This is a genomic window from Sphingopyxis sp. 550A (assembly GCF_053569535.1).
This window is the reverse complement of sequence record NZ_CM131615.1, coordinates 3,268,480-3,289,030: the sequence shown is the minus strand read 5'-3', so window position 1 is coordinate 3,289,030 and position 20,551 is coordinate 3,268,480. Positions and strand designations below refer to the sequence as shown.

General features: G+C 64.9%; 18 protein-coding genes. 8 read left to right on the top strand and 10 right to left on the bottom strand.

Annotation, left to right across the window (positions count from 1 at the left end; all coding sequences use genetic code 11):
- Nucleotides 1-12: 12 nt before the first annotated feature.
- Nucleotides 13-1,002: a M48 family metalloprotease gene (locus tag ACVENA_RS15835; protein WP_449326131.1), complete on the bottom strand. Its 990-nt coding sequence runs from the start codon at nt 1,000-1,002 to the stop codon at nt 13-15.
- A 248-nt stretch (nt 1,003-1,250) separates the two neighbouring features.
- Between ACVENA_RS15835 and ACVENA_RS15830 the strand changes: the two genes are divergently transcribed.
- The 5 genes from ACVENA_RS15830 (at nt 1,251) to ACVENA_RS15810 (ending at nt 5,668) form a co-directional block, all read left to right on the top strand.
- Nucleotides 1,251-2,273 (top strand): COX15/CtaA family protein, encoded by a 1,023-nt coding sequence (locus ACVENA_RS15830; RefSeq protein ID WP_449326130.1) that lies wholly within the window; start codon nt 1,251-1,253, stop codon nt 2,271-2,273.
- Nucleotides 2,270-3,049 carry a hypothetical protein gene (locus ACVENA_RS15825; protein ID WP_449326129.1) on the top strand — a complete coding sequence of 260 codons (780 nt, stop codon included), beginning with the start codon at nt 2,270-2,272 and terminating at the stop codon, nt 3,047-3,049. Before ACVENA_RS15830 ends, ACVENA_RS15825 begins: the two co-directional genes overlap by 4 nt.
- A 160-nt stretch (nt 3,050-3,209) precedes the next feature.
- Nucleotides 3,210-3,689, top strand: a complete 480-nt coding sequence (rplM, locus tag ACVENA_RS15820; RefSeq protein ID WP_449326128.1) for a 50S ribosomal protein L13 — start codon at nt 3,210-3,212, stop codon at nt 3,687-3,689.
- Nucleotides 3,689-4,189, top strand: a complete 501-nt coding sequence (gene rpsI / locus ACVENA_RS15815; protein ID WP_257544796.1) for a 30S ribosomal protein S9 — start codon at nt 3,689-3,691, stop codon at nt 4,187-4,189. The genes rplM and rpsI overlap by 1 nt, the downstream gene beginning before the upstream one ends.
- Nucleotides 4,190-4,396: 207 nt before the next feature.
- Nucleotides 4,397-5,668 (top strand): tyrosine-type recombinase/integrase, encoded by a 1,272-nt coding sequence (locus tag ACVENA_RS15810; protein WP_449326127.1) that lies wholly within the window; start codon nt 4,397-4,399, stop codon nt 5,666-5,668.
- A 276-nt stretch (nt 5,669-5,944) separates the two neighbouring features.
- Here the strand turns inward: ACVENA_RS15810 and ACVENA_RS15805 are convergent.
- The 3 genes from ACVENA_RS15805 to ACVENA_RS15795 form a co-directional block, all read right to left on the bottom strand.
- A protein-coding gene (locus ACVENA_RS15805; protein WP_257546647.1) for an IS3 family transposase occupies nt 5,945-7,308 on the bottom strand; the annotation gives its coding sequence in 2 pieces (ribosomal slippage) (nt 5,945-6,958 and nt 6,961-7,308; 1,362 coding nt in all).
- Between the two features lie 52 nt (nt 7,309-7,360).
- Entirely contained in the window at nt 7,361-8,647 is a 1,287-nt protein-coding gene (locus tag ACVENA_RS15800; RefSeq protein WP_449328956.1) for a DEAD/DEAH box helicase family protein, read from the bottom strand.
- A 585-nt stretch (nt 8,648-9,232) separates the two neighbouring features.
- Nucleotides 9,233-9,436, bottom strand: coding sequence for a hypothetical protein (locus tag ACVENA_RS15795; RefSeq protein ID WP_449326126.1), 204 nt, complete (start codon nt 9,434-9,436; stop codon nt 9,233-9,235).
- Nucleotides 9,437-9,788: 352 nt separating this feature from the next.
- Here ACVENA_RS15795 and ACVENA_RS15790 point away from each other — a divergent pair, with 352 nt between their 5' ends.
- Complete coding sequence (locus ACVENA_RS15790; protein WP_449326125.1) at nt 9,789-13,295, top strand: autotransporter domain-containing protein; 3,507 nt, start codon at nt 9,789-9,791, stop codon at nt 13,293-13,295.
- A 54-nt stretch (nt 13,296-13,349) separates the two neighbouring features.
- Here ACVENA_RS15790 and ACVENA_RS15785 read toward each other — a convergent pair whose 3' ends face one another.
- From ACVENA_RS15785 to ACVENA_RS15765, 5 genes are read right to left on the bottom strand one after another with little or no spacing between them, the layout of a single operon-like run.
- A complete protein-coding gene (locus tag ACVENA_RS15785; protein ID WP_449326124.1) occupies nt 13,350-13,862 on the bottom strand; it encodes a hypothetical protein in 513 nt (170 codons plus the stop codon).
- Nucleotides 13,859-14,902: a phosphotransferase family protein gene (locus tag ACVENA_RS15780; RefSeq protein WP_449326123.1), complete on the bottom strand. Its 1,044-nt coding sequence runs from the start codon at nt 14,900-14,902 to the stop codon at nt 13,859-13,861. Before ACVENA_RS15780 ends, ACVENA_RS15785 begins: the two co-directional genes overlap by 4 nt.
- Nucleotides 14,899-16,002 carry a hypothetical protein gene (locus ACVENA_RS15775; protein ID WP_449326122.1) on the bottom strand — a complete coding sequence of 368 codons (1,104 nt, stop codon included), beginning with the start codon at nt 16,000-16,002 and terminating at the stop codon, nt 14,899-14,901. The genes ACVENA_RS15780 and ACVENA_RS15775 overlap by 4 nt, the downstream gene beginning before the upstream one ends.
- A 49-nt stretch (nt 16,003-16,051) precedes the next feature.
- Nucleotides 16,052-16,900: a metallophosphoesterase family protein gene (locus ACVENA_RS15770; RefSeq protein WP_449326121.1), complete on the bottom strand. Its 849-nt coding sequence runs from the start codon at nt 16,898-16,900 to the stop codon at nt 16,052-16,054.
- Nucleotides 16,897-17,727, bottom strand: coding sequence for a diacylglycerol/lipid kinase family protein (locus ACVENA_RS15765; protein WP_449326120.1), 831 nt, complete (start codon nt 17,725-17,727; stop codon nt 16,897-16,899). Before ACVENA_RS15765 ends, ACVENA_RS15770 begins: the two co-directional genes overlap by 4 nt.
- A 285-nt stretch (nt 17,728-18,012) precedes the next feature.
- Here ACVENA_RS15765 and ACVENA_RS15760 point away from each other — a divergent pair, with 285 nt between their 5' ends.
- Nucleotides 18,013-18,939 (top strand): alpha/beta hydrolase, encoded by a 927-nt coding sequence (locus ACVENA_RS15760; RefSeq protein ID WP_449326119.1) that lies wholly within the window; start codon nt 18,013-18,015, stop codon nt 18,937-18,939.
- Nucleotides 18,936-19,721, top strand: a complete 786-nt coding sequence (locus ACVENA_RS15755) for a nucleotidyltransferase family protein (protein WP_449326118.1) — start codon at nt 18,936-18,938, stop codon at nt 19,719-19,721. The genes ACVENA_RS15760 and ACVENA_RS15755 overlap by 4 nt, the downstream gene beginning before the upstream one ends.
- A 105-nt stretch (nt 19,722-19,826) precedes the next feature.
- On the opposite strand, the gene ACVENA_RS15750 is transcribed toward ACVENA_RS15755, so the two are convergent.
- The gene (locus tag ACVENA_RS15750) at nt 19,827-20,549 is read right to left on the bottom strand and encodes a nucleoside triphosphate hydrolase (RefSeq protein WP_449326117.1); all 723 of its coding nucleotides are present in this window, start codon (nt 20,547-20,549) and stop codon (nt 19,827-19,829) included.
- Nucleotides 20,550-20,551: the final 2 nt, after the last annotated feature.

The window sequence follows — 20,551 nt, the reverse complement described above, 5'->3', positions numbered from 1 at the left end:
GTGGCGACAGCCCTATTCCAAGGGAGGCGGGTCGGCGATCAACGGCGGCTCGAGCGGCCGCCCGGCGGCACGCGCGGCCTCGATCGCTTGCACTTCGGCCTCGATCGACGCGACCCGATCGCGCCAGCGGGGATGGGTGCCGGCCTGGAACAAAGGGCGTCCCGCGCGCTGGCCGAAGCGGGTCCAGAAACGGATCGCGGCGTGCGGATCATAACCCGCGCCCGCGAGCAGCCACGCCGACAGCCGATCGGCCTCGACCTCGGTCTGCTTGAACAGCCGGGCGCTGCGCCCGAACTGTTTGCCGAGCCCGCGATCGACCCCCGCGGCATCGAGGCGCGCGCGGTGACGGAGGATATTGTGCGCGAGCTCGTGCGCGACCGCGGCGGCGAGTTCATCGTCATTGGTCGCGAATTGGACCAGGCCACCGCTGATCACGACCAGTCGGCCATCGGCGGCACCCTCGGGCCGGTCGCGCGCATCGACGCGGAAATCGCTTGCGCAGCCGGTGACGGGGGCGACTGCGGTCTTCGTGCCCGCCGCGCCCGAAATCTCCACCATGCCGCGCGGCGGCAGCGCTGCAAGCAGCGTCTCGACTGCGGCGATGCGCGCGAAGGGGTCGGCGCTTTCGCCCGCCGGAACGGCGATGCCGTTGATTGTCAGCACCGGCGCGCCAACGTGCAGTCCGGCGCGATCGCCGGGCGATCCCGGCGCGATCGCCGCGATATAGGGCGCGTCGACATCGGCCGCACGATAGGCGGCGAGCGCTTCGGCGCGGTGTGCTTCGTCGTAGAGGCGCGGGTCGCCCCAGATCCATCCGAACTGCGGCTGCACCGCGGGACACCAGGCGGCATTCGCGGTGGTCAGGCGAAAGCCGATGGCCGCGACGCGCGCTTCGAGCGTTGCAAGCTCGGTGTAAGGTGACGGCTGGGCGACCGCCGCGCGCAGCGGCGTCGCCAGCAGGAAGCCGAGCAGGATCGGGACGACGAGAGACAGCGACCGCATCGCCGCCGCTTATCAAGCGCCGCCTGTCGCGGCCATGAATTTCGCTGCGCGCTCGGCGTTGGAAGTCTCGATTATCCTCCTCGTCACCCCGGACTTGATCCGGGGTCCCGCTTGTCACCGTCATCGAGCGGGACCCCGGATCAAGTCCGGGGTGACGAGGAAGGAAAATTCCGTCGCGCTTTTCAAACAGCGTCACCGCCGCCTTCGCCCCTCTTGCCTATCGCCCGGCAAGCGCCGATAGGGCGGCCATGTCGCACCCCCATCCCCGCCCCGCAACACTCGCTCGCTGGCTCTGGATCGTGGCCTTGCTCGTGATCGCGATCGTCGCGGTCGGCGGCATCACCCGCCTCACCGAATCGGGCCTGTCGATCACCGAATGGAAGCCGGTGTCGGGAGTGCTGCCGCCGCTCAGCGATGCCGCATGGCAGGCCGAGTTCGAGAAATACAAGCAGATCCCGGAATATCAGGAGATCAATCTCGGCATGTCGCTCGCGGCGTTCAAGGGCATCTTCTTCTGGGAATGGCTGCACCGCATCCTCGGTCGGCTCGTCGGTTTCGCGCTGCTCGTGCCGCTGGCCTATTATGGCTGGCGGCGCGCTATCCCCGCGGGCTATGGCTGGCGGCTCGCCGGGCTGGTGGCGCTCGTCGGGCTGCAGGGCGCGATCGGCTGGTGGATGGTCGCCTCGGGCCTCGTCGACCGCACCGACGTCAGCCATTTCCGGCTCGCGACTCATCTGCTTACCGCGCTGTTCCTGCTCGTCGCGCTCGTCTGGACGGCGCGCGACTTCGCGCTGATGGCGCGCGATCCGGCGGCGCCCCGGGCGCGGCTGACCGGGACAGCGATCCTGCTGTTCGCGATCCTTTTCTTCCAGTTGCTGCTTGGCGCGTGGGTCGCGGGGCTTAACGCCGGCTATGTCGCGAGCACCTGGCCGTCGATGAACGGCCGCTTCGTGCCCGACGGGATCGACTGGTCGCGCGGCGCCTGGTTCGCCTTCACCAACGATCCCTTCCTGATCCATTTCCTCCATCGCTGGTGGTCGTGGGTCGCGGCCGCCGCGCTGCTGTGGCTGGCGTGGACGCTTGCGCGGCGCGGCGCGCGGATCGAGCCGAAGCTCCTGCTCCTCGTCGTCGCGGCGCAGATGACGCTCGGTATCCTGACGGTGGTGACCGGCGTGTCGATGGAGATCGCGGCGCTACACCAGGTGACGGGCGCGATCCTCGTCGCGGTGACGGCGGCATCGCTGCACCGGCTGGGCCGTCCGGCGGCATGATCGGCCCGGCGCTGCTGCTGCTGGCGGCGCAGCCTCTGCCTCCCGCGCCGTCGCCGGCGGCGACCCCTGTGGCCGCGCCCGCGTTGTTCGCTCCGCCGATCGATCGGCCGATGGTCTATCGCGTCACCACGCGGCGGCTGGCGCGCGACGGTTCGATGGCAAGCTATACGCTCGTCTATGACCTCCAATGGAGCCGGGTAGGGCGCGGCGTGCAACTGGTGGCGACGCTGCGCGCGATCGAATCCGACGCGGCGCCTGACGTCGCGCGGGCGGTGACCGGGATGCTGCGCCCGCTCGTCGATCAGCCGATCACCTATCTGATCGCGCCCGATGGCAACCGTATCACCCTCGTTGATCCCGATGCGCTCTGGCAGCGGGTGCTCGGCCGGGTGCAGGACATGGGCGCGGCCGCCACGCGGAGCGAAGCGAATCAGATGGCGGGCCTGCTGGCGGCGTTGCCGCCGGCCGAGCGCGAAAAGCTCGCGACGGCGGATATTCGCGCCCTCGTCGCAGCGGCGAATCCGGCGATCGAGGAGGGCGCGGCCGTCACGCAGCAGGGCAACGTGCGCACGGCGACGAAATTCGAAAAGGCCGTGATCGAGGTAGGAGCGGGCGCGAAGCGGCCGATCGAAACCGACGTGGCGTGGACGATCGACACCGCGACCGGGCTCGTCACGAGCGAACGCCGCCGCACCTGGATCGCCGCCGCGGAGCCCGGCGAACGCAGGCTGGTCGAGGAGCGCATCCGGGCGCTCGATACGGACGATCGGCGATAGGGTATCTTGATACCCGTCAGCAAAGCCGCTGCAGAGTTGACTTTTCGTGCTTTCGGCGGCATTGGCCCGCTCCGAAGCGCCGCTTCGTTCCTTCGGGACAGGCGGCGTCATTATTTCGGGGCGGCTCGCGCTCCGGTCCATATCTGTCAAGGAGCGTGCCATGAAGGCGCTGACCAAGACGACCCAGTCGGCGAACGCCGGGACGGTCGAGAAGAAATGGGTGCTGATCGACGCCGACGGTCTCGTCGTGGGCCGCGTTGCGTCGATCATCGCCAATATCCTGCGCGGCAAGCACAAGCCGAGCTTCACCCCGCACGTCGATTGCGGTGACAATGTCATCGTCATCAATGCGGAGAAGGTGGCGTTCACCGGCAACAAGATGGCCGACAAGCGCTATTACAAGCACACCGGCTATGCCGGCGGCATCAAGGAAACCAGCCCGCAGAAGGTGCTCGAAGGCCGCTTCCCCGAGCGCGTGCTCGAAAAGGCCGTCGAGCGGATGATCCCGCGCGGCCCGCTCGGCCGCCAGCAGATGCGCAACCTGCGCATCTTCGCCGGCGCCGAGCATCCGCATGAAGGGCAGAGCCCCGAAGTGATCGACATCGCGTCGATGAACCGCAAGAACAAGGTGGGTGCATAATGGCCGACGAACAGACCATGACCGATCTCAAGGATCTCGCCGGCGCGGTTGAAGGCGCCACCGTCGCCCCCGCAACGCCGACCGCGCCGCTGCGCGAAAAGATCGTCGACAAGCAGGGCCGCGCCTATGCGACCGGCCGCCGCAAGGACGCCGTCGCCCGCGTGTGGGTCAAGCCCGGCACGGGCAAGATCACCGTCAACGGCCGCGACCAGGAAGTCTATTTCGCGCGTCCGACGCTGCGCCTCGTCATCAACCAGCCGTTCGGCCTGACCGAGCGCGTCGGTCAGTATGACGTCGTCGCGACCGTCAAGGGTGGCGGCCTGTCGGGCCAGGCGGGTGCCGTGCTGCACGGTATCGCGCAGGCGCTGACCCGCTTCGAACCGGCGCTGCGCAGCCCGGTCAAGGCGGCCGGCTTCCTGACCCGCGACAGCCGCGCGGTCGAGCGCAAGAAGTACGGCAAGGCGAAGGCCCGCCGCAGCTTCCAGTTCTCGAAGCGCTAAGGCGAGCCTTACTGCTGGGCTTGAAAAAGCCCAACTATATCAAGGAAAAAGCGGGGCTTGTCCCCGCTTTTTTCATGTGCAACAGATTTGCAGCAGGCCGTCTGAGAGCACGGTTTTCTGCCCTTCTTTAACTCGACTTCAATCCCTGCGTGCAACAGGTCGTGCAACAGATCGCGCCCCATGTGCAACAGGTTTGGAACGAGAAAAGTGAAGAGAATCAATGCTTTCAAGATAGAGGGCGGCAAAGTCACCGTGTTCCAGCGCGATGACGTGAAAAGCGGCCTCTGGTATGCGAATTTTCAATTCGGCCATCGCCAGCGCGCAATGCGGTCATTGGAGACGGAAGACCGCGCAGTGGCAGAGCACAAGGCGAAGGAGATTTACCGCAAGCTGCTCGTCCGCGTTGACCAAGACCTTCCGTTGAAGACACTGAAGTTCTCGGATTTCTGGGACAATAAATGGCTGCCCTACGCGAAGCGGCGATTATCGCCGGAACGTTATCGCCTGCATGAAGGCACGGGACGCCTGTATCTCAAGTCCTATGTCGGCAACCGCAATCTCGACCAGATCACCGCGCAGATCGCGGAAGGTTATGTGGAATGGCGGCGGGATTACTGGGTCGAGCGGGGTGATCGCCCCAAAAATTGCGCGGTGCGGCCGTCGAAGAAGACGTTGCAGATTGAATTTGGCCTGTTCAAGCAAGCCCTGAATTGGGCGGAACGTGAAAAGCTCATCCGGCCTTTGGGGGCGATGAAAGCCCATGTCATCAAAAGTGATCCAGATCGACAGCGGCGATACGGGTTCACCTCAGATGAATGGTATGAGCTGGGCGGCTACATGGAGAGTTGGCAGCATGGCGGACGCCACCGTCTGCATAACACCCAGCGCGCTCTGCTGCGCCGTTTAATCTGGTGCTATTACCTGACGGGTCTTCGTCGCCGCGAGATGGAAACGCTGACATGGAAAGGCGTCAAGCGGTTAAGGGACGGGAAGGCGGAAATAACCGTCCCCGCCGATACCAAGACCGGCACGCGCACAGCGATCAGCCAGCCCGATATATTCATCTATCTGCCGGAACGTGGGGCCGACGAGGATTTGGTCTGGCCGGAAGGCTGGGAACCGCACGTCAGCTTGAAAAAGCTGCTGAGCGACGCGGGACTGCTCAAGGGGCCGGACGGTCATAATCGCACGATATACAGCTTCCGCCATACCTACGCGACGGAACGGTTGAAGGCTGGTGTCAGCTATGAGGATTTGGCCCTGAATATGGGCACGTCCTACGAGCAAATCCGCAAGCATTACAGCCACGTCATCCCGCAGGAGCGCGCGGATGCGATTACGAAGCTGGATGGACATTCCGCAGCCGAGCTTGTGCGGGCAATGACCTGGCTGCGTCAGAAGGCCCAGGGTGGGGGACTGGATTGGGATACGCTTGTCCAGCAGGTGCTCGATGCTCAAGCTACCAAGGACGCTGCCTGAATTGCGCTCTCCTGCCCGACGAAGGCAATTTGCCCCTGCGTAGCTGTCTGACAGCAGCCTCCACGCTCCTGCGCTCAGAAGCTCTGATCGCGCGCCCCACTACTAGTGGGAATAGTCCATCTCGGGCAGTCGCATTATCGCGGGTGGTTGGTTGGAACAGTCAGAAAAAAAAGAGCGGGCAAAACCCGCTCTTTCTGGCTCGTGTCCGTCGTCAGAACATTTGGCGCAACTCGTGGCGTAAATTAGCGGAGAGCGGGCCTCGTCTTGGGATTGATATTAGGCGGCGAGCTTTCGGTGCTGCAAGCGCCGATATTCGATAGTCTGTCGTTTGATCCTTTCGCGCTGTTTGATGATGGCGGGTGCCCTGCCGAAGTAGGCGTCAGCAGGCGTCACGTTGCCGAGGCTCTCGTGGTATCGGCGGTGATTATAATGGTCGATGAAGGCCTCGATCTGGGCTTCAAGTTCGCCAGGCAGGAAGTAGTTTTCGAGCAGGATGCGGTTTTTGAGGGTCTGGTGCCAGCGCTCGATCTTGCCCTGGGTCTGCGGATGCATCGGGGCACCGCGGACATGGGTCATCTTGTTGGCCTCGATATATTCGGCCAGTTCCCCAGCGATGTAGCTCGGGCCGTTGTCGCTGAGCAGTCGGGGTTTGTGCAGCACCGTGGCGCTGTCACATCCGGAAGCCGCCAGGGCGAGGTCCAGCGTGTCGGTGACGTCCTCGGCCCGCATGGTGGTGCACAGCTTCCAGGCAATGATGTAGCGTGAGAAGTCGTCGAGCACGGTTGACAGGTACAGCCAGCCCCACCCGATGATCTTGAAGTAGGTAAAATCGGTCTGCCACATCTCGTTCGGTCGGGTGGTCTTGGTGTGGAACGCATCGGCGGCCTTGACCACGACATAGGCCGGACTGGTGATCAGATCATGGGCCTTGAGCAGGCGGTAAACCGTGGCTTCCGACACGAAGTAGCGCCTCTCGTCGGTGAACCGCACCGCCAGTTCGCGAGGGGATAGCTCGGTCGTCTCCAGCGCCATCTCGACGATCTGGTCCCGGATATCGTTGCCGATGCGATTCCACACCCGGCTCGGCGCCGATGGCCGATCCTCCAGCGCCTCCGGCCCGCCTTCGAGGTAGCGGTCATACCATCGATAGAAGGTCCGGCGGGGGATGCCGAGCTGGTCCAGCGTCCGCTTGGCGGGCAGATGCGACTGCTCGACGATCCTGATGATCTCGAGCTTCTCAGATGCGGGATACCTCATTCTTCGTCGCCCCCATCCGCGATCATGCTTTTTTTGAGCAGACGGTTTTCCAGCGTCAGGTCGGCCACGCATTCCTTCAGGGCACGGGCTTCGCGGCGCAGGTCGTGCACCTCGCCGGTGGTCGCAGCTCGGGCGGTATCGCCGGCCAGACGACGCTTGCCCGCTTCCATGAACTCCTTCGACCAGGTGTAATACAGGCTCTGGGCGATGCCTTCCTTGCGGCACAGCTCGGCGATGCTGTCTTCGCCGCGCAGCCCCTCCAGCACGATCCTGATTTTGTCCTCTGCAGAGAAGTGCCGGCGCGTCGCACGCCGTATGTCCTTCACCACCCGCTCAGCTGGGGCCTTCGGCGCCGATTTTTTCAAGGAGGATTTGGGCTTCATCTTCGTTCCTTCGTCACTACGACGAAGCCCAAATCCTCCTTAAATCACAACCTCAAATATGCGCCATTGGTGCTGACGGCGGACAGGCCTGATATTCGCTTTGGTAGCAAATGATGGTGCGGATTTGCTGCTTGGTCAGTCCCAGCATCCCCAGGAATTTTGCACTGGCGTTGTCATGGACAAGCGCGATGGTGCTGGCGACGGCATGGCAGTTCATAAAATGCGGCTTGTTCAGTCCGTGGCTGACAGGCGGCAAGCGATCATTCTGGTCGAACATCCGCATGTCGGCCGACTTGTTGGCAACCCATAGGAAGCGCTGACCGCTGAAAAATCTCCCGATATAATGGCCGACATTTTCCAGCAGCGTTAGCCCTGCCTCGTTCCCCACTTTTAGTGAGCGGCTGATCGACCATTGTTGCTCGAACAGATAGTGGATGGTCAGGCGATTGCCATTCTGATGCCGGTCATAGCGAAGCCCCTTGGACAAGATGGGATGCTGCCGAAATTCCACATCGTCCAGCGCACCCCATAGAACGAACAATTCGGTTTCGAGCGCATTGGCGCCCATGAAGGTGACGGACTCAAAATCTGCCACGAACTCCGAACGCAGCAGGGAGAAGAAATTGACCTCCCCGATGGTCTTTCGGCCCTCGATCAAATCCAGATAGGCTGCGGTTTCGACCATGACGGTGCGATTGTCATCGAGAAGATGAGTGGCGATGCGCTGGAAATGTTCCAGCAGTTCATCGTCGCTGTCATTGCGTTTGAGGGCTTCGACATCGGCCTCATGCCCGTCCGCAATTTTTACCGCGCTGATCCCGGCGGCGAGGTCTTCCAGCGCCAGATGATCGGTGAGGTAGCAGTGGGTATCCACGATCTTGAGCGGAATACAGCCGAACACGGCGGGGATTTCGTCGACGATCAAGTCCCAATGAATGCGGTGCGCGGGCGGCAGGCGTTTGATCGCTTCATGCGTGATGAGCAGCACTTGCCCTTTAGCTCGCTCCGCATGGGCCATGTGGCGTTCGATACGTGGCAGCACGCTATCGCCCGATGAGTTGGAATAGATGGTGTGGACGGCAACGCCGGGATAAAGATTGCTGATCCGATTCGCTGTCTGCTGGATCAATTCCTTGGTCGGCTGCGCGATGAGGATTTTGCGTTTTCCGCTGCTCGCCATCGTGGCCGCATATTGTTCCAGCCGATGTGTTTTGCCCGATCCTGCGGGCGCAGAAACATAGTATATTCGTGTTTTCATCCGATAAATGTTCTCCTTCGTTTTCCGTGTCTGACTGCCCTTTGTCTGGGCCTTGTTTTTCCGCGCTCTACCCGATCCGATGTTCCGGTTGGGGCGGCGAACAGAACATTATCTGACAAAAGCACGGAAAAGCTCGCCGCCCATTTCTATTTATGCGTTGCGTCTGAAAATGGGGCGTTCTGGGTACGGAGTAACGCGGCAGGCTGATGTAATGTAACGATAATATTATATTATAAGATGATTTTCGTTACGCCTGCCAGATGAACGAAAAGCCGAAAACCGACGCAGAGCAATCCATCCAGTCGTGAGCGGAGCGAAGCGAACTGGATGGGGTAGCGGCGTCGGCGTTTTCTGGACTTGCGAGGAGCGCGGTCTGAGCAAGGCCAGTAGATGCAGACATCAATATCTCTCCCCAATGGCCTTTCGGCCCTTGGCGCGAGATAGCAATTAGCCGCGAAGGCGCGCATCTGGCGATGCTTCCTTCCGCGTCCATTGCTCAGCCCTTCGGGATTGAATTTCCGATCTCAGACGACGAGCGGCAACGCCGCGTGACAAGATTGGTGCGGCCCTTGGCGCTTGTCTGCCGTGTTACAGGCCAAGCCAAGGCGTCAGGAATTATCTACATAGTAAATGGCTTGAGGATGGTGTTTATGGAATGATCTGCGATCAGCGGTTTTGCAGTTTGAAGATATAGGACGCCTTGATCGCCTTCTCGAATTCCCTGCGCCGCTTCTGCTGATCTTTCGTTCGATCCAAAGCCTGCTTGGCCTGATCCACATCGCGCTTGCGGGCGGCGACAACCGATTGCTCAGGTGTCAGTGGTTTGCTCGGTTTCTTGGGTTTGGTGGTGGCAAATTCGTAGAATCTCATATCGTATTTATGCTTGCTCAATTTAATAGCAATTTGAATGACTTAGCTATGAATCGACCGCAACAGATATGCAGCAGATCGGCGTTAATTTTATTTAATCTAGATAATTCAATGGACTAATTCATAGTTTAAGTTATCGAAGCGCTAAAACTTCCTCCGCTTCGGTGGAAAGAAAGGGGCGGTCCGCGTGCGGGCCGCCCTTTTTCGCGGGCGTCGCTCGAAAAACGGTCCGTCGCAAAAGGGTGAGCGGAGCTTCGCCGGACATTGTGTAATTTTTTCGCGCGGTTAAGCTGACCCCCTGTCGCCGACTCCCCGACCCGGACGAGGCGCCGTCACACTACGGGGGTAGTATATGAATAAATTTGATTTCTCGCGGCGCGTGCGCCGCGGAACCCTGCTCGCATCGGTTTGCGCGGCGGGCCTGATGCAAGTCGTGCCGGCGCTGGCCGCCGACGGTTATGGGCCGATCGATCCGTCCGCCGTCGAACGCGCCGCGCAGGGTGATGTGCCGATCGCGAACTTCCTGCCCGACGTCGCGCCCGATCCCCAGATCGTCATTTCCAATCCGGGCACGCCGGGCACCGCGCTCGATCCCGACGACGTCACCGGCATCGGGCAGATGATCATCGACCAGCAGAACGGCTTTATCGGCCTGTGCACCGGCACGCTGATCAATCCGCGGACCGTGCTGTTCGCCGCGCACTGCGTCAACGATGATCCGGCGAACGCTTATGGCGCGGCGAATGGCGGCAAGCCGATCGCCTTCGGTTTTTCCAGCAACAACAATGCGCCCGGCAACAGCGCGTTCGGCCATTGGCTGAACGGTTATCAGACCAATACCGACGACGCGCTCTATAACGTCAATTATGTCGCCTATAATCCCCTGTCGACCGAGCCCGATTCCGGCGGATATCTGTATGGCGACGTCGCGACGGCGTCGCTCGATACGCCGGCGGGGGCGATCCCGACCTGGGCGCTGCTGTTTTCGCCGCTGCCCGACCCCGGCACGATCGGTGCCGATGGAACGGGCTATCATGTCCAGATTCAGGGCTATGGCAACAACGGGTCGGCGGCGACGGGGTCGACCGGCGGCATCGACTATCGCCGCCGCATCGCCAACAATATCGTCGGCGCGCTCGCGTCGCTCGACGATTTTGAACTCTTTCAATTCTATGGCCTGAAGACGTCGGACGGTTATACCGAAGGCCTGCCGCAAAATCTCTATTGGATCGATTTCGACGATCCGGCGCGCGGCACCCCGGCCGAAGGTCCATTCGATTTCAATGCATGGCGCGACAATGCGGTCGAAAATGAAGGTATAACCGCGAGCGGCGATTCGGGCGGCCCGCTGATCCTCGATCAGGAATTTTCCAATCCGCTGGTGATCGGCGTGCTGTCGGGCGGCTATACCGCCTTCTTCGACGGCCAGCCGCCGAACGGCTATGGCACCGCCAGCTTCTATCAGCCGCTCTATCTCTATTGGGACTGGATCGCGGCGAACAACCCCTATCATTATGTGTCGGCCAAGGCAGGCGATGGCGCGTGGGAAGATTCGACGCACTGGGTCACGAACCTTGATCCCAACTATTATGTCCTGACCGGGGGGCAGCCGACCAACGGCATCCCCACCGAACCCGGCGCGGGCAATAGCGACCAGCCGGGCTTTGGCCAGGCCTGCTTCGAATCGGGCGGCTTCTCCGACTGCTATGACGTGTCGACCGGCGAGGAATATGTCGACCAGCGACCGATCGGCGGCGAGGATAATGATCCGGTGACGCTGACCAATGTCGCGGCATCGCCGGGCGGCGCGACCAACGGCAAGGCGGTCGTGAAATTCTCGCTCGACGGCGTCGATGGCGGCAGCAGCCCGGCGGCCGCCGGTGGCGCGAATGGCGGTTCGGCCGACAATAGTGCTGCGGTGGCGGCAGAGGCTTTGCCGACCCCAACGCTGCTCAGCGGTCTTCCCGGCGCGAGCGATTTCGTGCCGGACAATGATGACGGCGACGCACCCAATTCGGTTGCTCCGCGCTATTTCGACGTGACGCTGTCGGCAGCGGGCACAACGACGCTGAGCAGCGACGCGACGATCGACCGTTTCACGCTGCAGAACCAGGATGCGAGCCTGGTGATCAATTCGGGCGCCTCGCTGACCAGCCTGATCAACGTCAGCCAGTTCGGCGGCTTCATGACCGTCAATGGCACCCTGTCGACGCTGGGCGACTATATCATCGTGACGGGTGGCCTGACGGGCAATGGGACGATCAACACGCCCTTCTTTACCAGCGCGGCGGGGGCCATAGCGCCCGGCAGCGGCAGCACGACGGGAACGCTGACCTTCAACGGGAACGTCATCCTGGGTGCGGGGAACGGCTATTTCGTCAACCTCGGCGCCAATGGCGCGTCCGACCGGATCGTCGTCAACGCGACCGAGAGCACCGACGGCATCGCCGCGCTCGATGGCGCGGTGCTGTTCAGCCCGGCGGACGGATATGTGGTCCGCGACGGCGACACCTATACGATCCTGACCGCCGAGGGCGGCATCGACGGCACCTTCTCGGCCTCGCAGTCGATTAGCGCGATCCTGTCGCCAGTCTTCACTTACACCGCCAATTCGGTCGAGGTGGAGATCGAGGCCGGTCTCTATGCCGATGTCGTGACCGCGAACTCGCCGGTGCAGGGCGCCTATGCCCAGCTGCTCGACCAGTCGCGCGGCAACGCCGCTCTGGCGGGCGTCTATGGCGCGCTCGACCTGCAGGGTGCGGCGACGATCCAGGCGACGCTCGACAGCTGGGCGCCGCGCACCGAAACGCTGCGCAGCTCGCTCGCGACGGTGGCGGCCGACAATATGTCGCGCTTCTACCGTGATCGCCTCGCCAGCATCGATGCCGGCGACATGGGCGGCCGGTTGGCGATGATCGGCCGGCCGGTGCAACTCGCGGCGCTCAACATGAACGCGATGGGCGCCGATCAGGTCCGCACCGACGCCGGAGGCGAAGTGACGGTGCAGGAAGGCCGTCTGCCCGAGACGGTCAGCGGCTTTCTGGCCGGCGGCTATCTCGACGGCGACAGTCGTCCGATGGCGACCGCGATGCCCTTGGGTGGCCGCGACCAGTTCGACGGCTTTTATATTGCCGGCGGCCTGGAAACCGCGCTCAACGACAGCAGCGTGATCGGCCTGTCGCTGAGTTACACCGACATCGACGGCAATGCCGCGGTGGCGGGACAGACCGCGAGCGGCACGCTGATTCAGGGCACGCTTTATGGCAAGACCCAGCTTGGCGGCGGGGTCGAGCTCGCGACGCAGCTCAGCGCGGGCGCCTTCGATTCGAAGACGAAGCGGATCGCCGACCTGGTCGGCACGCCCTTCACCCTGACCGGAGCCGACAGCTCGCTTGTCTTCACCGGCGAGGTCACGCTGGGCAAGGATTTCGATCTCGGCGCGGTCGAGTTCGGCCCGCGCGCGGGTCTGCGCGCAAGCCATATCGGCTTCTCCGACATCAAGGAGAATGGCGGCGGTCCGGCGCTGCACATCGACCGCAGTTCGTTCAATAGCGTTCAGGCCCGCGCCGGCCTCGCGCTGTCGGGCAAGCCCGGCGCGAGCTTCAAGCCGCACCTGCGCGCCGACTATGTCCATGAATTCATGGATGCGCCGGCGTCGTTCGGCGCGACCTTCGTAGGCGGCCCCGGGCCGAACGCGATTTTCGGACTGGCCGGCGGCGACAAGGACTGGTTCGAGCTTGGCGGCGGGCTGACGGTCTCGACCGGCAATATCGACCTGTCGGTCGGTGCCGAGACGACCATCGCGCGCAAGGATGTCTCGTACCAGAGCTATCGCGGCACGGTGACCTTCCACTTCTGATCGAAAGGGGAAGGAAGAAGGGGGCGGTCCGGCGACGGGCCGCCCTTTTTCGCGTCAGACGAACGGATCATAAGCCCATTGCAGCAGCGCCTGGCGCTGGCGCGGGCGGCAGAAAATATCGCCGGGCTCGCAATTGGCGCGAATCTGCCCGGCATGGCGTGCAAAGCCGCGCCAGCGCCCGATCTGGATCGGGTCGATCTCGGGCAGCCGCCGGCCGAGGAAATAGCGGCAATACCATTGGAACCAGCCGCGCGGGTCGGGCCCATATATCCAGCCTTTTTCGCGCCAGACCGATAACGGCTGGCGGCTCCTTATCCCGAAATAGTTGAGCTGCTCGTCGGCGATATCGGCGATTTTCGCATTCTCGAACCAGCGCGCGGGCAGTTCGCCGATGCAATCGTTGCAATATTTGCCTTCGAAAACCCCCATTTCGAGCATTTCGCGCGGGGTGAACCGGGGTTCGAAAGCGGGATCGAAATCCTCGCCCGCCGGCGCGGTCAGGTGATAGCTGTAGTTCGACTGCATCTTGTCGTCGACATGGACCGTGAGGCCGCAGGTCCGGCTCATATCAGGTCCAGACTCCCCAGCATCAGCGCCTGTCGCGCGGGGCGTTCGGCCATCACCGCGAACATTTCGTCTCCGCGCGCAGTGCGCTCGACGCTCATCGACGCGAAGACCGCCATGAAATAGCCGCTGAGAGCGCCAACGCGATAATCGTCCCACAGCCCCGCCTCGTCGGGGGCGATGCCATGCCGGCGCAGCGCCGCGAGCCATTGGTCGAAGGCGGGGCGGTCGGCGGCGGCGCGCTCGGCGGGGTCGGCGATGCTGGTGCCGATCAGATAGGCGAGATCGCTCGCGCCGCTGCCGCGCCCCAGTGTCTGCCAGTCGACGAGCCAGCAGCGCGCGCCGTCCGGCGCGAACAGGATATTGTCGATCCGGAGGTCGCCGTGAACGATCGTCCGCGCCGCGCTCTGGCGTGCGAGATAGGCATCGATCCGTTCGACGATCCCCGCGCCGAGATCGAGCACTTCGGGCGCGAGGCGCTCGGCGTAGCGTTCGCGAAACCCGGCGTAGAATTGCGGGAAAAGCGCGCGCACGACTTCGCTGTTGTCGCGCGCGAGCCACGGCAGCGTATCGAGTCGCGGATCGTTCCAGAGCAGCGCGTGCAGCCCGGCGGCGGCGTCGATGCACGGCGCGAGGCCGTCGATCCCGAGCCCGGCGAGCTGATCGCCCTGCCGCGCAGGGGCGAGGTCGGAGAGGATCAGCACGAAATCGACGTCGTCGTCGGCGATCTCGGCGTGGTAACAGTGCGGCGCCGCGACCCCGCTCCCCGCCGCGAGCTCGCGATACCAGCTCACTTCCTTGACGTAAGTGCCGGTGAGTTTGGCGATGTTGCGGCTCGCCTCGTCATGGCTCGGGCATTTGGCGACGACGGTGGCGGGAGCGTCGATGCCGTCCGCCCAATCGAGCGTCAGGCGGAAGCTGTCGCACATCTGGCCGGTGCCGACCTTGGCGACGCTGAAGCCGCGGAGCGCGTCGGCGCTCTGTCCCAGTCTTTCCGCCAGCCAGCCCGGGCTCATCGCCTCCGGCGTCGTCGGAAAGCTCATGCGGCGGGGTCCATCAGGCCGGTGAGGCCGGTGGGCGCGTGCGGGCCGACGAACAATTGTTCGAGCACCCCGGCGCCGCGATGCGTGCCGCCGCCGCCCGTGAGTTCGGCGGTGACGAGCGCCTGGATATGCATCGCGAGCGGATTGCCCCAGCCGCGTTCGGCTTCGGACAGACTGTCGTGCGCGACGGCAAGTTCTGCGCCATGGTCGAGGCCATGGCCCCAGACGGGGTGGGTGTAGCCGAGCCCGCTCATCGCGAAGACCGGGCCGGTCGGGGTCAGCGTCAGCGATCGGCCGCTGCCGAGGTCGGCGGTCATGCGGGCGATTCGCCGCGATCCCGGTTGCCAGTCGGCGGCGAAGGTCGCGGCGTCGAAATGCTGTTCGGTGCCCCCCTTGCTCGAGGCATCGCCGACGATCACCGCGTGGCGGTTCCACGGATTGCCCGCGCCGTCGTCGTTGCTGTGGAAAAAGAGCGAGCGATCGCCGAAGTTGCACGGCGTCCAGAGCCAGAAGAACTGGTTGAAATTGCCTTCCGGGGGCGGCTGCGGCTCGCTGGCACCGACCGGACGGACACCCCAGCTCCGGTCGCGGGTGCCGGTCCATGCACTATCGACCGCGATTCGTCGGCCCTCGACCGCCAGCCAGCCCGACCAGCGCCCGTTCTGGGTCAGCCGCGTATAGTCCATGAACAGGCGGGTGCCGTTGCGGCGGATGAAGCGCGGCTCCTCGATCGGGAAATGGCGGCCGGTGAAGGTGAGTTCGGCGGCCAGCGGCCCCTCGTTCGGCGCGATGCGCAGCGTCATCGCCTCCAGCGGCGCGTCGATGCTGATCGCAATCGGGCCGACCGACAGGTCGAGCCGCTCGCCGCCCGAGCGGCGGCTGGCGCGCAGATTGTGCTGCACGCCATCGACGATGACGCAGAAACTTGCGTCGACGATGCCGAGCTGCGGATAGAATCCCATCGCCGCGGCGAAGAAAATCGCGCCATCCGGGCTATAGCCGTTGAAAAAATAGCGGTCGTAGAAGTTGCGGTCGGTGCCCGCGAACGCGATCGGCTCGCTGGTCTGATGCACCGGAAAATCATCGCCTTTTGTCAGCATCGTTCCTCATCCCGTTTTTTCTTGCAACCTAACGGGAAGCGGCGCTGCGTCAATGCACCGGTGGATCGACCGGTGGCACCGCGCCGACGGGGGCGACCGGCTCGCCGGGCTCGCGCGGCGGCAGCGCGTCGGGCGGGACATCGTCGATCTGCATCGCGGGGGTCGGGACATGCGCGAGGTTGCGGACGCGGACGTCGATCCGGCCGTCCGCAAGCGTGAGCTCGTTGAAGCTCGGCGGGGTCGACCGGATGCGCTTCGACAGCGTGCCCGCGCCGATCATGCGGATCGGGCCCTCGGGAGTCTGCTTCATGAGGTCGAAGGCGTCATGGACATGGCCGGTGAGCACCGCGGCGACCCCGCGACTGGCGAGCGCGGTCAGCGCCGCCTCGCCGCCGCGGGTCAGGGCGCGGCCTTTCGTTCCCGCTTCGACGAGCGGATGATGCGCGGTGACGAGGGTGGCGGTCGCCCTGGGCAAGGCGTCGATCGCGGCGAGCGTCCTCGCCAGCGCCGCACGGGTCACCCAGCCTTTCGACCAGTCGAGCCGTGCCTGCGCGCGCGCGGTGGTCTTGAGCGGCACGACCGCGACCTCGGTCAGGTCGAGCTCGCGCTCGACGAGCCGTTCGATCCGGCGAATCCGTGCATAGGGACGAAAGAAGCGCGCGAACGGGTTGAAATAGGGCAGGTCGTGATTGCCGACCTCGACCGTCACCGGCACGTCGAGCGCGCCGATCCAGTCGCAGGCAGCAGCGAATTCATGCGACCGCGCGCGCATCGTCAGGTCGCCGGTGATCAGCACCGCCGCCGGCGCCTCGCGCCGCACGCAATCGGCGAACCAGCCGAGCGCAGCGGGATCCTCCAGCCCGAAATGCAGGTCGCTGGCGTGGAACAGCCGGGTCATGCCGTCGCGGCGAAATCGACCGCGCTCATCCCCAGCGCGAAGCGCGCGGGCGACGGCATCTCGGCGAGTTCGCCGTCATATTCGAGGCTGATCGGCGCGTCACTTTCGAGGATGATCGTCTCGCCGGCCCCGATCTCCTCGCTCGGGCCGTCGCGGAAATCGCCGCCGAGCCAGGCGAGGCCGTGGCGGAGCACGTCCATGCTGCCTTCGGTCAATATGCCGTCGGCGCGAAGGCCGGTCTCGGTGGGGGTCAGAATGATCGCGGGATAGGTCTTGTCCTGCCCCGCGACGCGGACCCCCGGCGCATTCAGCATCGTCTCCAGCGCGTCGGGCGCGGCGCGGCTCGCCTCGACGATCCCGTCCTGCCGCATCGTCTCGCGCACCTCGGCCCAGCGCGTCGCGGGCCCCGCGACGATGGTGATGAAGGCGGTGCCGCTCTCCGACCGGACGATCGGGACCGGCCGCCGCCGCACCCTGCCGCCGAGCGCGTCGGCCAGGATTTCGGGCGCGGGCCGGTCGCCGTGCAGCGCCTTGGAGAGCAGGTTCAGCGTCCCGCCGGGCAGCGGCAGGATCGCGCCGTCCCAGCCCGCGGCCTTCGTCGCGGCGGCGTTGATCGTGCCGTCGCCGGTCCACACGAGCAGCAGGTCGATGTCCTTTGCGCGGAGAGCCGCGGCGTCGGGAATCTCCTCGTCGGGCAAGGCGAAGGTCGCGGCGATTGGTTTGCCCGCCGCCCGGCAGGCCTCTTCGATGGCCTCGCGGATCGTGGGATCGTGGCTACCGCTCTGGCTGTTGCAGATCAGGGCGGGGCGGGAGAAGGCGCTGGTCATGGGCCTTTCTACGCGCCAGATGGGTAAAGGTGCCGCACCCAGTCCAAAACCGGCGTTCTCCCGCGAAGGCGGGAGTCCATCTTCCGTCGGCGCCGCTTTGAACCGGACGGAGATGGGTCCCCGCCTTCCGCCTTCGGCGGAAGTTTATCCTGAGCGCCCGCCCTGCGGGCAGTCGAAGGGCGGGGACACGGCGGCTTTGTTGCGGATTATGCCGCAGCCGCTTGTTCCCCGCCCTCCACCCCTGTAGGGCGCGGGCCTGCGGGGCGCGAAGTCAAGGGACGGCGTTTGATCAAATTCCTCATCGTGGCGGTGCTCCTGCTGCTTTTCTTCGGTGGCGGCGCGAAGGCGGTGGTCGCGGGCGGCGCGAAATCGCTCGACATGGCCGACAAGCTGCTCGGCTCGGGCGGCGGCGCGCGGCTGCTGCTCGCGGGGCAACCCTATGGCAACGGTCCGCGGCAGACGCTCGACATCTGGGCGCCCGACCATGCGCAGCAGGGCGACCGGCTGCCGGTGATCGTCTTCTTCTATGGCGGCGGCTGGAACAGCGGCGAGCGCGCGAGCTATGGCTTCGTCGGCCGCGCGCTCGCGCAGAAGGGTTTCGTCGTCGTCATTCCCGACTATCGCCTGACGCCCAAGGCGCATTGGCCCGATTTCCTGGAAGACAGCGCCGCGGCGGTCGCCTGGACGCATCGCTATATCGATGGCCTTGCGGGCGATCCCGACCGCATCGCGCTGATGGGCCATTCGGCGGGCGCCTATAACGCGGTGATGCTCGCGCTCGATCCGACCTGGCTGCGCGCGGCGAAGAGCGATCCGGCGATCCTGCGCGGCGTCGCGGGGCTGGCCGGTCCCTATGATTTCCTGCCGATGGAAAAGGGCGGACTTGCCGAAAAGGCGATGGGCAAGGTGAAGCCGGCGGAGAAGACGCAGCCCATCGCCTATGCGCGCGGCGATGCCCCGCCCCTGTGGCTGGCGAGCGGCGACGAAGATGCGACGGTGCGCCCGCGCAACAGCCAGTACCTCGCCGCCGCGATCGAGAAGGCGGGCGGTTCGGCGACGCTGCGCCTCTATCCCGGCATCGGGCACACCGGCATCGTCATGGCGCTGTCGGCGCCCTTCCGTTCGCGCGGGCCGGTGCTCGACGAGGCGAGCGACTTCCTGCGCGGCGTGACCGGCCGGCGGGTTGCCGCAGCCGGGGAGGCGGGGCGATGAATGCGCGTATTCCCGCGCCCATCCCCGCCATCGTCATGGCCGGGAGCCGCCCCGGACCAGACCCGCTGCTTTCGGGCACCGGGGTTTCGACCAAGGCGCTGCTCCCGATCGCCGGCACGCCGATGCTCGTCCATGTCGTGCGCGCGCTCCGCGCCGCGCCGGGTGTCGGGCCGATCACCGTGCTGGCGCAGAACAGCGCCGAACTGGCCGCCGAGCCAGGGCTGGCAGGCCTCGCCGACCTTTGTTTCGCGAACTCGGGGCAGGGGATCAGCGCATCGCTCGCCGCCGCGCTCCCGGAGGGCGACGCGCCGGTGCTGGTGACGACCGCCGACAATGTCCTGCTCACTCCGGCGATGATCGCCGAATTTCTGGCGGGCGCCGAGGACAGCGATGTCGCGGTCGCGATGGTCGAGCGGCGGGTGCTGCTCGCGCGCTATCCCGAATCGCAACGAACCTGGCTTAAGTTTCGCGGCGGCTGGTGGTCGGGCGCGAACCTGTTCCGCCTGCGCGGACGGCGGGTGTTGCCGCTGCTCGATTTCTGGGGCCGTATCGAGCGCGACCGCAAGAAGGGGCTGAAGATCATCGCGGCGTTCGGGCCATGGTTGCTGGCGGGTGCGTTGCTGCGGTTGTTCACGATCCAGCAGGGCATCGCACGCGCCGGGCTGCGCTTCGGGCTCAAGGCAAAGGTCGTGCCGATGTCCGAGGGTGAGGCCTGCATCGACGCCGACAAGCCCGCCGACATCCTGCTGATCGAGAAAATCATGGCGGTCCACCGTCAATAACCAAAGCTGCGTGCACCCGCGCAGGCGGGTGCCCATCACCGATCGGCGCTATTTCGAACCGGCGGGAGATGGGTCCCCGCCTTCGCGGGGACACACGGAAAAAAACTAGGACGTAGCCGCCAACGCCCTGTCCACCGCCGCGATCGCCAGCGCCAGCTCTTCCTCATAGGGAATCGTCGCGTCGATATCGACGATCGGCGCGCCGTGGAACGCCAGCAGCGGCACCGTCTCGACCTTGCGCGTGATCAGCGCGCGGTCATGGTCGGGTTTGCGCGCCATTACCGTATCGACATCGACGTGGAGCCGGATGACGAGCGTCGGGACATAGGCCGCCATCTCGGCATAGAGCGCGCGCTCCTCGGCCTGCATCGCGGCAAGGCGCGGGCCGGTCGCGCGCCCGGCGAGGATCGGGCCGTCGTGGAGGCCCGGCACCTCGATCTGCGGATAACGGTCGGTGACGATCGTCACGCCAGCGCGGCGGCGCTCCAGAAGCTGCTCGAACTTCGCGCGGCGTTTCTTCGACTTGTTCAGCGCGTAGCGCGCCGCGAGCCTGCCGGGGATCGGCTCACCCGGCTCGCGCAGCTTGTCGGCGATGCCGTCGAGGAAGCGGTGGAGCGGTGGGCCGACGATCGGCCAGCGCCCGATGCGCCGACCCTGCTCGCCCGAGCCGAGGCCGAGATAGCCGCTCTCGGCCGTGCGCGTCTTTTGCACATGCGTGAGCAGGTCGGCCGACAGGGTCGACTTGCCCGACCCGTCGCTGCCGACGACTGCGATCAGGGGAGCGAGCCGCTCCGCCCGCTCGCCGGGGGGAGCTTTCCGCTCCCCCATCG